Genomic DNA, 13,308 nt, shown 5'->3' on the forward strand with positions numbered 1-13,308 from the left:
CTCACCGAACGATTCATGTGGCCGTTCGGAAAAATCGACACCCGTCAGTTCGGGCGTTGTAAATTTGCTGAGCTAACTCACCCGGCTGGTGGTGAGCGAAGTCGGCAGACCCACCACCGGAGCCGCCTTGTGCAGGCACTCGGCCCATTCGGCGTCCGGATCCGAATCGGCGGTGATGCCGCCGCCCACCCCGAGCACGGCGCTGCCGAGTGCGTCGAATTCGACGGTGCGGATAGCGACATTGAGTTCGCACCCTGCCACCGGCGACGCCATTCCCACTGTGCCACAGTATATTCCCCGGCGACTGCGTTCCCATTGCGAAATAAGTTGCCGGGCGCGGATTTTGGGAGTCCCGGTGACAGAAGCCGGCGGGAACGTGGCATCCAGCAGCTGCGACATCGGCAGTTCCGCCGGCACTTGGGCCGAAACGGTCGACACCAGATGCCAGACCCCGGGCGCGCGCCGGACCACCAACAGCTCCGGCACCCGCACGGTGCCGGTAACAGCAACTCGCCCAAGGTCATTGCGAACCAGATCGACGATCATGATGTTCTCGGCCACTTCTTTGGGTGATGCCCGCAGTGCGGACGGCCAGGCGTCCAGCGGCAGCGTGCCCTTGATCGGGCTGGATGTCACCACGTCACCACGGCGGCGCAGAAAGAGTTCGGGAGACAGCGACGCCACCGCGCCCCAGGGTCCCGCGACGTACGCCGCCCGGGCCGGGGCAGTCCGGGCGACGCCTTCGGTGAAGAAATCCAACGAGGATCCACGCACCGTCCCGGTGAAACGGGTGCAGACACACGCCTGGTAGACCTCACCGGCGGCGATCGCCTCCAGACAGGCCAGCACACCCGCGCGGTGTGCTGGACGATCTCCGCTCACCCAATCGATCTGGCACATTGGTGCCGTTCTGGGGGTTACTGCCAACGCATCGGCCAGCCAGTCGGGCGGGCGTTCGCCGGAAAGGCTCTCGAACCACCACACGCCGTCCCGATCACGGCGCAGCACGCAATCCGTCCAGCCGCCGGCGGCCTCGGGAATCCGGTGGGGCAGGCCGTCGGCGCCGGCATCGGGGTAGGCCAGAAAGCCGATCCAGCCGCCGCCTATGGGGCCGACCTCGGCAGTTGTCACCGAGGCCGCGCCGACCGGCGACGCGGAGAACACGTCGCCGGTGGCGACCCGCTGCGCCGACACGCTCGGCGCGATCACGGCCAGCGCACCGAACCACTCGCCGGTGAGTGCGGCCGGCGGAGGCAGACCGAGCCGATCGGTGGCGCGGCCGACCGCGCGCAGCACCTGCGGCGCGCCGCCCAGATCGCCGAGCCGGTCGATTCGCACCGCCCTAGCTTGACAGAACGGTGAATCCTCGCACGCCAGGGCCGAGGTCAGCCCCGACTGATCTGCCGGGTGCCGGCCAGCGCGGCCAACTTATCGGGGTTGCGCATCGCGTAGAAGTTCGTGATCTTGTCGTCGACGACGTCGACGATGATCACCCCTTCGAGCTGGTCGCCCTGGTAGATCAACACCGCCGGCGCACTGTTGCAGGTCACCATTTCCACCCGCATCTTGGCCCAATGCTTGTGCATCAGCCCGGCGATGGCCTTGGCCACGCGCTGCGCACCGACGATCGGCTTGCGGGCCGCGGTGGCCTTGCCGCCGCTGTCGGCCGTCCACACGGCGTCCGGAGCCAGCATCGACAGCAGTGCCTGCACGTCGCCGCCGGCCGCGGTGATCAGGAATTGCCGGGTGACCTGGGCGTTGCGTTCGTGATCCACACCGTCGAACCTCTTGCGCCGGGCGTGGACGTGGTTTCGTGCACGGTGAGCGACCTGCCGGACCGTCGGGGCCGGCTTGCCCACCGCCTCGGCGATCTCGTGGTAGTCGAACCCGAACACCTCGCGCAGCACGAACACCGCCCGTTCCTCGGGGCTGAGGGTCTCCAGCAACACCAACATGGCCATCGAAACCGACTCCGCCAGCACCACGTCAGCCGATGCGTCCTGGTCATGCAGCAGCAGCGGCTCGGGTAGCCAGGGCCCCACGTACTCCTCGCGGCGGCGCGCCTGTGCCCGCAGGGCGTTGAGCGCCTGGCGGGTCACCAATTGAGCGAGGTAGGACTTGGTGTCGCGTACGGTCGTCAGATCCACGTCGGCCCAGCGCAGGTAGCTGTCCTGCAGCACGTCGTCGGCTTCGGTCGCCGAGCCCAGGATTTCGTAGGCGATGGTGAACAGCAGCGGGCGCAGCAGGGTGAAGCGTTCCGCGTGCCCGCTACTGTCCGATGCGCTGGTCACCGCAGCGCGGCCTGCTGGTCGGCGGGCAGCTGCGCCGGCCGGTTGCCGCCCTTGAGCCAGCGGTACCAGCCGGGCCTCGCGGCTTCCTTGCGCAGGCCCCACAGCGTGCCCTTGCAGACCAGCTCCTTGATCGACGCCGCCGTGCGGCCACCGAGGTACAGGTTCACCGGCGTGTCGTCGGTGCGGGCCAATTGGATGGTGCCGTAGCTGCGGCCGACGCTGATGCACTGTCCGGTGAACGCCTGGTTCAGCAGCGCCGGAGCGGTTCCGGCGATGCGGGACAACACCGTGTTGGCGGCCTGGGCGGCCAGCGGGATGGCCGCCTGGCAGCTCATCCGCAACGGCTGGTTGGAGGGCGCCGCGGCGTCCCCGGCGGCGACGATGCGGTCGTCGCTGATGCTGGTCAGCGTTTCGTCGGTGAGCAGCCGGCCCAGTGAGTCGGTGCGCAGCCCGCTGCGGGCGGCCAGCTCCGGAACGCCGAATCCCGCCGTCCACACCGTGATGGCGCTGGGCAGCACGGTGTCGTCAGCGAGCAATACCGAATCCCAGCGAACCTCGGCGACGCTTGCGGATTCGAGGACTTGCACGCCGAGCTTGCGTAGCTGCTTGGCCACCGAACGCCGACCCGGGCCGCTGAGCGAGGGTCCCAGGATGCCGCCGCAGACCAGTGTCACCGCGCGGCCCTGCTCACCGAGTTCACCGGCGGCTTCGATGCCGGTCAAGCCGCCACCGACGACGGTTACGGCGGCTGCGGGGTCCAGATCGGCCAGTGCGTAGCGGAGCTTCTGCGCACCTTCCAGTTCCGCGAGCACGTGCGCGTACTCGACCGCACCGGGCACCGCGACGGGCGTGGCGCCGGTGCTGCCGATGGCATAGATCAGGTAGTCGTAGTCCAGCGCGGCGCCCGAGGCCAGCAGCACCCGCCGCGCCGCGGCGTCGATGTGGTCGGCGCTGTCGACTACCAGCTCGATGCCGTTGCCCAGCAGCGTTCCGTAGTCGGCGGTGGCGGTGCCGGTGCCGGCGGCCAGCTGGTGCAGCCGGATCCGCTCGACGAAGTGCGGGCGCGGGTTGACCATGGTGATGTCCACATCGGCACGCAGGCGGAGATGGTTGGCCGCCATCGTCCCGGCGTACCCGCCGCCCAGCACGACGACGTGCACCCTTCGGCCGGCGGACGGCCGGGACATCTTCGGTTGCTCAGACATCGTTGTCTCCTTTTCGGTGTGCGATTACACCCTCCAGACACCGGCGGCGGGCCGGCTGTGACAGCGGGAGCCGTGATTGTGAGCTGTCTCACCTTCAGGTGGCCGGGCTGCCCGTCGGCTCGAAGACGAAGTTGTTGACGTAGACGCCGCGCGGCGCCCAGTCCTCCGCGGCACCGCCGATGTTGGCGGGATTCTGGTGCCTGGCGGGGTCGAATTCCTCAATGGGCCGGCGCCGGCCGTCGACGGTGAAGTAACCGCGGAAGCCCAGTTCACCGAGCAGCGCGGTGATGTCGGCAACCGCGTTGGCGTGGTGGCGCTCCTCGGCCTCCACCACGATGGTCGGCCGGTTGCGCCGCAGGGTGTTGACGGCGCCGCGCAGGACGGCCAGCTCGTGGCCCTCGACGTCGATCTTGACCAGGCCGACGTTGTCCAACCGCAGCTCGTCCAGACGCTTCATCGGCACATCGATTGTTGCCACCCGGCCGCCGACCGCCGTGTCCAGGACATTGTCGTCGTCGATGGTGCTGCGCCCGGGGTCGGTCGCAACCACCCGCATCGCGGTCACTCCGGTCTCGTCGGAAAGCGCGACCGCCTCGATCCGCACCGCGGCCCGGGCGGCGGTGAACATCGATGCGAGGTCGCGGGCCTGGGCCGGGCGGGGTTCGAATGCGATCACCGATCTGGATACCGGCAGCATTGCGATAGCGAACTCGCCCACGTCGGCGCCGATGTCCAGCGACACCCGATCGGGGTCGCACAACGAGGCCACCAGCGCCACATCCGGACGGGATTCCCCCAGACGTCGCAGGATATGGAACTTGCGCTTCCAGAACATGTGCGGCGCGACGGTTTTGGCCGCCGGCGCGAGCAACCGTTTGGCTGACCGTGCGACAGACATCTCCCCGACCCTAGCCGAAAACGGCCGCCCGGCCGGAGGCGACCGCGCAGGTCAGGTGGTTTTGAGCGCGGAACGAAAAGGGGCCCGCATGCTAGTCTCAGGTAACCGGAAATCCATCCGTGACCTGCGCCGGTCCGGGCTGTCGGCCACTTCGATGTCCATCGTCGGGCATTCGAGAACGGCGGTCGCGAATAACGATCGCCGACCGGGTTGGTCATCCATAATTGACGCAGTCGTTGAACACGTGCACAACATCGGAGGACCCGTTGCCACGCAGCTTGGACCTCGTCGTGACCTCCGTGGCCACCCAGCTCATGGAGGCGACCGCGTCCACCGCTACGCAGGTGAGCGAACGGGTCCTCGCTCAGCTCGTCGAGCAGTTCGACGTGGACGCCAGTTTCCTGCGTCACCACGACCATGACATCCGCGCCTCGGTCCTGGTGGCCGAGTGGCCTCCCCGCGCCAACGTTCCGGACCCGGACCCGCACGGCGTCGTGCACTTCACCAGTGCCGACCCGGTGCTCGCCCAATGCGAGCACGGGCGGAAGCCGGTCGTGATCCGGCCCGACCAGAGCAATCGATCGTTGCGGTGGGTGGGTGGCGCCAAACAGGCCGCATCGCCGTCCGTGGCGGCCGCGCCGTTGGTGTCCGGCGACATGACGACCGGAGTGCTCGGCTTCGTCAAGTTCGGCGCCCGCAAATGGAAACAAGAAGAGATCAACACCCTCGAGGCGGTCGCGGCGCTGTTCGCCCAGCTGCAGGCCAGGATCGCCGCCGAGGAGAAACTTCGCTACCTGGCCGAGCACGACGACCTGACCGGCCTGTACAACCGGCGGGCGCTGGTAGCGCACCTGTCCGACCGGCTGGCCGCGGGAAATCCCGGGCCGATTGCGGTCCTGTACTTGGACCTCGACCGGCTCAAGTCCATCAACGACTACCTCGGCCACACCGCGGGGGACTGGTTCATCCGCGTCTTCGCGCAACGGCTGCGGGTGTGCGCCGGTAGCCAGAGCATGATCGCCCGCCTCGGGGGCGACGAGTTCGTCGTCATCCCGGACCAGACGATGTCGAGCGCCGCCGCCGAATCGTTCGCCCGGCGTTTGGGCACGATGTTGCGTGAGCGCCTGGCCATCGGCGGGCACCAGATCACCCGCACGGTGAGCATTGGGCTGGCCGTTGGTATGCCCGGTCGGGACAACAGCACCGACCTGCTGCGGCGGGCCGACGAAGCGGTGCTGACGGCCAAGCGTGCTGGAGGCAACCAGGTGGCCCTGTCCACCGACGACATGTCCCTCAAGAGCGCATTCCGCAACGACATCGAGCTGCATCTGCAGGGCGATATCGACAGCGAAGCGCTGCTGCTGCACTATCTGCCCGAGGTCGACTTGTGGACCGGGGCGATCGTGGCGGCTGAGGCACTGGTCCGGTGGCGGCACCCGATCTGGGGTCTGCTGCTGCCGGATTCGTTCATCGGGGTGGCCGAATCGACCAACCTCGCGGGTGAACTCGGCCGCTGGGTGATGCGCAGCGCCTGCGCGGAATTCAGCCGCTGGCGGGCCAACGGCGTGGGGCAGAGCGCGATCCTGCGCATCAACGTCTCACCGGTTCAGCTGATCACCCGCGGCTTCGTCCGTACCGTCGCCGACACCATCGAGGAGTTCGGCATCGACGGCGGCTCGGTCTGCCTCGAGATCACCGAGCGCGCCGTGGTGCACGACATCGAGGCCACCCGCAAGACTCTGCACGAACTCAAAGAGGTCGGGGTACAGATCGCCATCGACGACTTCGGCACCGGATACGCCGTGCTGTCGCACCTGAAGTCGCTGCCGGTGGACATGCTCAAGATCGACACCGGGTTCGTTCGCGACCTGGGCACCAACGCCGGTGACCTCGCCATCGTTCGGGCCATCATCGGCCTGGCCGAGGCGTTCGGGCTGCAACTCGTCGCCGAGGGTGTTGAAACTCCAGCTGCCGCACTGACACTGATGCAGCATGGTTGTCACCGGGCGCAGGGATTCCTGCTGTCCCGCCCCGTTCCGGGCAACGCCATGGAGGCGTTGCTGGCCGCTCGCTGGATGCCGATGCCGTTCCTCGCCGACCGTGAGGCGTTGACGCTCGGCGCGATCTAGCTCACGCAACAGAATGGTTCGAAAGATTAGGAAAATCACGCTTGTCGCCGTCGTGTGCGTAGCGGCGCTGGCCGCCGGCGCGGCCCTGGTCATCGGTGCCTGCAGCCGCAACCACACCGACCCCGGTCCGCTGGCCGCGATGGTCAGCCCGGCCATCCCGCCGGCCGCCCAGGAGATTTCCAACCCGCTGCGCGGACAGTACGAAGACCTGATGGAGCCGCTCTTCCCGCAGGGTGAGCCTGCCCAGCAACGCTATCCGGCCTGGCCCGCGTCGTATGACGCGAGCCTGCGGGTGACCTGGCGCCAATTGCAGCCCGCCGATCCCGCCATGCTTCCGGCGGACGCGCCCGATGACCGCAAGTTCGACTTCAGCGTCATCGACGACGCGCTGAACAAGCTGGCCGAGCGCCGGATGCGGCTGACGCTGCGGGTGCAGTCCTACAACTCGTGCTGCAACGCCACCTACCCGAACAACACCAACATCGAGATTCCCGACTGGGAACGGGCCAAGCCCGGCGTCAGCACCACCTATCCCGCTGCGGGCAACGCGCCGGAGCAGGTGGTGCCGAATTTCAACGACCCCACCTATCTCAACGACTTCGGGCAGCTGCTGGCCGCGCTGGGGCGCCGCTACGACAACGACGAGCGGCTCAGCGTCTTCGAGTTCTCCGGCTACGGCGACTTCAGCGAAAATCACGTCGCCTACCTGCGGGACTCGCTCAACGCGCCGGGACCCGGGCCCGAGGAAAGCGAACGAGCGCTGGGCTACTACAGCCAGTACCGGGACCAGAACATCACCAAGGCGGCGATCCAGCAGTTGGTCGCGGCCAACGTCAACGCCTTTCCGCACACGCAACTGGTGGCCACACCGAACAACCCCGAGATCATGCGCGAGTTGCTCGCTGACGACGTCACCAGGAAGCTGGCCGCACCGGTCGGCATTCGTTCGGACTGCCTGGGTGTCTATGCCCCACTGCCGGTCTGGGCCGAGTCCGGGCACTACGTGCAGACTTCCGACCCGGTGGTGGGCGCACTGAAAGATCGCCTGGGCAAGGCGCCGGTGATCACCGAGTGGTGCCAGCTGCCCAATGGAACCACGCCTCAGTCCTATTACGACAAGGGCTTGCACGACGTGATCCGGTACCACGTCTCGATGACGTCGAGCGTCAACTTCCCGGACCAGGACGCGACGTCGCCGATGGATCCCAAGCTGTACGTGCTGTGGGCGCAGGCCAACGCCGTCGCCGGCTACCGGTACTCGGTGGATGCCCGGGCGGGTTCGCAGTCGCTGCAGGACCAGGTCGCGTCCATCTCCGTCAACTGGACCAACTACGGGGCGGCCGCTGCCACCGAGAAGTGGGTGGCGAGCTACCGGCTGGTCGACTTCGCCGGGCAGACGGTGCGGACCCTGCCCGCCACCGTCGACCTGAGGGGTCTGGTCCCCGACTCGTCCGGGGACCGCAGCATCAACCAACCGCCGCCGGCGTCGGGCACCGAGACCGTCCACATCGAGCTCAAGGGCCTGGCGCCCGGCCACTACACGCTGCGCGCCGCGGTCGAATGGCAACAGCACAAGCCGAACGGCTCGCATCCGGTCAACTACCCGCCCATGCAACTGGCCCGCGACGGTCGCGATGACGCCGGGTTCTATCCGATCGCCACACTCGATGTGCCTCGCGAAGTGCTGGCGCCGACCGGTAGGACGTGACGCCGCACAGCAAGCTCATACCACTAGATTGCTGTCAGTTTGTTTACCGTACCAAAAGTAGGTAAATTACTGTTTGGGGGGACGTCGTTTGGTCCTCTTTTGGTGACGCTGCACGGTTAGAAAAACGCCTACCGGCGCCTAGAGAGGCATTGATGGATTTCCGAACGTTCGTCCGGACCCTCCTGCTGCACTGGAAGCTGTTCGTGGGCGCGGTCCTGGCCTGCCTGGCCGGCGCGGCCGCCATTACGGCTTTTCAGACCAGGAGCTACGAATCGTCGGCGACGGTGCTGATCTCGTTCTCCGGTGAGACCGACCTCATGCAGGTCTATCAGGGCACCCAGGCCGCCCAGGAGCGGCTCTCGTCGTACGCCGCGATAGCCGGCGGTCACGCCGTGGCCGACCGCGCAGTCAACCGGTTCCATCTTCCGGTCAGCGCCGATGCGCTGGCCAACCAGACCAAGGTGACCTTCGCTCCGAAGACCACCCTGTTCACCGTCACGGTCACCGACACCGATCCGCAGCGAGCGGCGACCCTGGCCAAGGCAGTCGCCGACGAGTTCACCATCATGGTCGGCTCACTCGGCGCCGGCCCGAAGGCGCCGGGCACGCCCGCGACGGCGACGACGACCGTCACGCCCACGCCGGCGGCGCCGGCCACGGACGGGGAGCCACCCACCACCCAACCCAGCGAGACGCCGGTTGCATCGGCGACGCCGTTGGATCCCGCCCAGACCGCGTCATCGAACCCTGCGGGCACTCCGCTGCCCGTGGCAAGGGCGACAGTCGTCGAGCAGCCTGGGGTGCCCGACAAGCCGGTCAAGCCGGTACCGGTGCGCAACATGGCGATGGGCCTGGTGGCCGGGTTGCTGCTGGGCACCGGCGTGGCACTGACCCGCGAGGCCGCCGACCGTACGGTGCGCGACCGTGCGAAGCTGGAAACCCTTTCGGGGCTGCCCACATTGGCCGAGTTGCCCGGACACCGGGGCAGCGCCCCGCGCTTCGGCACCGACATCTCGTTCGACGACGCGGTGCGGGGCCTGCGTGCCCGCTTACTCCGGGCGATGGGCCCCGGAGCCAGCCGCGTGCTGCTGACGGCGCCCTTCGGTGGCGAGGGCACGACGACGACGGCCGTCAACCTGTCCCGGGCCTTCGCCGAACTCGGCGAGGACGTGCTGCTGATCGAGGGCGACACCCGCCGACCGGTGATCGCCGGATTGCTGAAAGTCGAATCGGGCGAGGGTTTGTCGAACGCGCTGTCCAACCCTGAGATCGCGACCGAAGCGACCAAACCCACCTCGATACCCAAGCTGTTCGTCCTGGCGGCCCGCTCGGTCCGCCGGGAGACTTTGCCGACCAGCGCCTATGTACCAGAAGTTCTGGACAAGGTATTGGCTGACGTGGCAAAGACTTTCGAGAGGACAGTGGTCGACGGTCCGCCGGTGCTGGCGACGGCGGACTCCGGCCTGCTCGGCGGCGCGGTGGACGCGACGGTGCTGGTGCTGCGGGCCGGACGCACCACGGAGGACGAACTCGCCGATGCGCTGGCGGCATTGCGCGCGGCCGGCGCCAATGTGGTGGGGACCGTGTTGACCGACGCCCGGATTGCCCGGCACACCAGGGCTTCCACCAAGACGTACCGCGCCAAGGTCGGTGGACCGGCGTGATTCGTTACCTGCGGAGTCGCCATCGTCTGGCGATGGCCGCGGTCATGTTGGCGCTCTTCATGTTCGGGTGTTTCGGATACGGCGCGTTGTCCGTGCGCAACACGACGCAGGGCATCCTGCTGGTGGGTCTGACCTTTTTCCTGATCGTGTATTGGGCCAAGCCGGAACTGATGATCGGGCTGGCGATCTTTCTGGGATGTGCCGCCCTGCCGCAGGGATTGCACGTGGGCAAGGTGATCGGCCCGGTGTCGATCTACGCCTCGCACGTGGTCTTGGTGCTGGCCATCTGCTTCGTGCTGCCCCTGGTGCGGCTGCGCATGTCTGACTACCTGCTCCCGGGCATGTTTGGGCTGTTCGTGATTTACTCTGCCGCGGTGGGCTTTTCGATGGGCCACAACACCGCCATCGTGGTGCGTGAAACGACGTTCCTGCTGGAGATGCTCGCCGGCTTCGTGCTGGCGCTGGTGGTGGTCTACGGCGACTACATCATGTTGTCGATGCACGCGATCGCGTTCACGCTGTGGTTCTCGGCCGGGATGGCTGTCCTGGGTTCCTCCGGCGGCATCCGGCTGGCCGGCCGCACCGAGAGCCTGCAGATGGATACCGGTGACGACGCCAACCGGATCATCACCTCCGCCCTGATACCGGCCATCGCAGTGTTGAGCGCACTGGTGGCCGCACAGATCCTCGGCCGCGTGAAACCGGCCACCTACCTGCTGCTGGGTCCGCCGGCATTGGTGGTTGCGGTGCTCGCCTTCACCCGCAACACCATCATCTCGGTCGGGGTCGCTGCCATCGTCGCGTTCTTTGCAGGGATGGGCTGGTCGTCGGTGCGCCGGGCGGCGAGGCTGGCGATCACGGCCGCGGGGATTCTGGCGGTGACGGTTCCCGGCGCGCTTTTTCTGCTCGGCGATTCGTCGGCCGGGGTGTGGTTGGCCCACCAGATCACCGGCTTCAGCCACCGGGTGCTCGGCAGGTCGGCCGGTACCGCGCTCACCGAGGACCCCTCGACGCTGGCCAGATTCGCCGAAGACCGGCATCTCAACGAGGCGATCGCGGAAGCACCTATGTTCGGCCACGGGTTGGGTTACGCCTACCAACTGCCGTTCGGTGGCGACGATCCCAACGAGTTCACCCAGTCGCTGGGCACCACCTACGCCCACAACTTCTACCTGTGGTGGCTGGCCAAGTCCGGCGCGATCGGCATGGCCGCTTTTGCGGTGTTCGCGCTGACCCCGCTGGTGCGGGCGCTGCGCAGCGCGTCGGTTCCGGCCAAGATCAGCGCGGCGGTCAGCACCGGTCTGCTGGTGATGTGCATCATCGACCCGTTACCGGAGGAACCGACCAACGCGATGACACTCGGCATCACGCTGGGGTCCGCGATGGCGTTCGCAACCCTGGGGCGCCGCGGCGGCGGCGAGGTTGCCGACGACAAAGAACCGGCGCTGGCCGGGGTGGCCCGGTGACGCGGGTGTTGGTGGTCGGCCCCGCGCCCGCCCAGGCGGCCAGCCGTGGCGGCATGGCGACCGTGATCGCCCTGATGGCCGCGCACCCCGATGCCTGCGTCATCACGGTGCCGACGTATATCGAAGGGCCGCTGTGGTTTCGGCTCTGGGTCGGCGGTTCGGGAATGCTGCGTGCCGCCTGGCTGGTGGCGCGCCGGCGGGTCGACGTGTTGCACGTGCACCTGGCACACGGCGGCAGCGTGGTGCGCAAGGCGCTGCCGATGGCGGTGGCACGGTGGACGAAAGTGCCGACCGTGGTGCACGCGCACAGTTACGACTTCGCCGGCTGGTTCGACGGGCTGGCGCCGCCGGCGCAGCGCGTGGTCCGACGCTTACTGGTGGCCGATCAGTGGCTGGTGTTGGGGACCCGGCACATCGCGGAATACGCCAGTCGGCTGCGGCTGCCCGCCGAGCGGATCGCGGTGCTGAACAATGCCGTCCCGATTCCGGCTGCCCCGGTGGAGCATGCCGATGTCCAACGGGTACATGCGGTTTCGCTCGGACGGCTCGGAGTGCGCAAGGGGAGTTACGACCTGGTCAACGCGGTCGCAGCCCTCGACGAGGACATCCGTCGCCGGCTCCGGGTGACTTTGGCAGGTGACGGCGAAGTCGACGAGGTGCGTGCGGCGGTTGCCGCGGCCGGTCTGGGTGACACCATTCATGTTGCGGGCTGGCTTGATCCGGCAGCACGCGACGAGTTGCTCTGCGCCGCGCATATTTTCGTCTTGCCCAGCCATGACGAGGGCCTGCCGATGGCGTTGCTGGAAGCGATGGCCCACGGGCTGGCGCCGGTGACGACGCTGGTGGGCAGCATCGACGAGGCGATTACCGACCGGGTGACCGGATTGGTGGTCGGGCCGGGCCGTCCCGAGCAGATCGCCGACGCGCTCAACGAACTACTCAAGGACGACGCTCTGCGAGCCGATCTCGGCGCGGCCGCACGTGTCCGCGCCCTCGACTTCGGGCTGGACCGCTGGTATCAGCGGTTGGCGCAGCTGTGGCTGGATCAGGCCCGACCGGAAGGCGGTTCGCCGATGAAAGATGTGCTGCTGCAAAGCGAAGCGGCCAATTTGGCGGCCCGGTATGTGACGGTGCGCAATGTCGGCAGGGTGCTCGGCCTATCCGCGATGACGGCGGCGACCGAGGTGTTGTGGCGCCGGCGGCTGACCCAGGACCCGGCCATGGCGGTGGCGGATCACTTCGCTCCCGCCGGCGCGACCGTTGTGGACGTGGGCGCGAGCTGGGGCCTGTTCAGCTTTCACCTGGCCCGTCGCGTCGGAAGATCCGGGCAGCTCTACAGCTTTGAGCCCCACCCGGACAATGCTCCGATGCTGCGCAAGCTCGACCGGGCGCGCCCCCACGTGCACTTCAGTCAGGCCGCGGTCTCCGACGAGTCCGGCACCGCGCACCTGGTCGTCCCAGAACACCACCACCGGCAGGTGACGGCACAGGGGAGCCTGGCCCACGGGTTCGCCGGGCAAGGCGTGGACATCCGAAAGATCGAGGTGCCGTTGATGCAACTCGACGACGTGCTGGGGGCCGCCGTCGACGTCGACTTCGTCAAGATCGACGTCGAAGGCCACGAGATGTCGGTGCTGCGCGGTGGCGCGAACGTGTTGCGGCGTTGCCGCCCTGCGATGCTGATCGAGATCGAACAGCGCCACCTTTCGGTGCCGATCGGTGATGTATTCCGTCAGATCGAGGACCTGGGCTATCACCTGTTCTATGTCGGCGAGTCGGCGTTGCGGCCGATAGCCGAATTCGACGTGGAGCGTGACCAGATGTCCTTTTTGAATTCGCGGGCGAATTCCGGGGAGTTCCATCCCTTCGCCATGCCGAAGGGTTACGTGCACGATTTCTGTGCTGTGCGGTCACCGGAGCTGGTATCAGGGTTTGGCGGCTGAGGCG

Annotated in this window: 9 protein-coding genes; 5 read left to right on the plus strand and 4 right to left on the minus strand. The window is 67.6% G+C overall.

All coding sequences use genetic code 11. The features are described 5' to 3' along the window. Positions 1–72 precede the first annotated feature (72 nt). The 4 genes from AC5Y7D_RS17055 to AC5Y7D_RS17070 form a co-directional block, all read right to left on the minus strand. A complete protein-coding gene (locus tag AC5Y7D_RS17055; protein ID WP_499926015.1) occupies positions 73–1,338 on the minus strand; it encodes an aminodeoxychorismate synthase component I in 1,266 nt (421 codons plus the stop codon). 47 nt (positions 1,339–1,385) lie between these two features. Next, positions 1,386–2,291, minus strand: coding sequence for an RNA polymerase sigma-70 factor (locus AC5Y7D_RS17060; RefSeq protein ID WP_499926017.1), 906 nt, complete (start codon positions 2,289–2,291; stop codon positions 1,386–1,388). Then, positions 2,288–3,496, minus strand: a complete 1,209-nt coding sequence (locus AC5Y7D_RS17065) for an NAD(P)/FAD-dependent oxidoreductase (protein WP_499926019.1) — start codon at positions 3,494–3,496, stop codon at positions 2,288–2,290. The genes AC5Y7D_RS17060 and AC5Y7D_RS17065 overlap by 4 nt, the downstream gene beginning before the upstream one ends. A gap of 94 nt (positions 3,497–3,590) precedes the next feature. Next, on the minus strand, positions 3,591–4,394 hold the full coding sequence (locus tag AC5Y7D_RS17070; RefSeq protein WP_499926021.1) for an FkbM family methyltransferase: 804 nt from the start codon (positions 4,392–4,394) through the stop codon (positions 3,591–3,593). A 266-nt stretch (positions 4,395–4,660) separates the two neighbouring features. Here AC5Y7D_RS17070 and AC5Y7D_RS17075 point away from each other — a divergent pair, with 266 nt between their 5' ends. From AC5Y7D_RS17075 to AC5Y7D_RS17095, 5 genes are all read left to right on the plus strand, one after another. Next, entirely contained in the window at positions 4,661–6,523 is a 1,863-nt protein-coding gene (locus AC5Y7D_RS17075; RefSeq protein ID WP_499926023.1) for a putative bifunctional diguanylate cyclase/phosphodiesterase, read from the plus strand. Positions 6,524–6,536: 13 nt separating this feature from the next. Beyond that, positions 6,537–8,231, plus strand: a complete 1,695-nt coding sequence (locus AC5Y7D_RS17080) for a hypothetical protein (RefSeq protein WP_499926025.1) — start codon at positions 6,537–6,539, stop codon at positions 8,229–8,231. A 152-nt stretch (positions 8,232–8,383) separates the two neighbouring features. After that, positions 8,384–9,895: a tyrosine-protein kinase domain-containing protein gene (locus AC5Y7D_RS17085; RefSeq protein ID WP_499926027.1), complete on the plus strand. Its 1,512-nt coding sequence runs from the start codon at positions 8,384–8,386 to the stop codon at positions 9,893–9,895. Continuing rightward, the gene (locus AC5Y7D_RS17090) at positions 9,892–11,361 is read left to right on the plus strand and encodes an O-antigen ligase family protein (protein ID WP_499926029.1); all 1,470 of its coding nucleotides are present in this window, start codon (positions 9,892–9,894) and stop codon (positions 11,359–11,361) included. The genes AC5Y7D_RS17085 and AC5Y7D_RS17090 overlap by 4 nt, the downstream gene beginning before the upstream one ends. Beyond that, positions 11,358–13,304, plus strand: coding sequence for an FkbM family methyltransferase (locus AC5Y7D_RS17095; RefSeq protein WP_499926031.1), 1,947 nt, complete (start codon positions 11,358–11,360; stop codon positions 13,302–13,304). Before AC5Y7D_RS17090 ends, AC5Y7D_RS17095 begins: the two co-directional genes overlap by 4 nt. The last annotated feature ends 4 nt before the right edge of the window (positions 13,305–13,308 follow it).

It is taken from the genome of Mycobacterium sp. NGS49 (assembly GCF_059812565.1).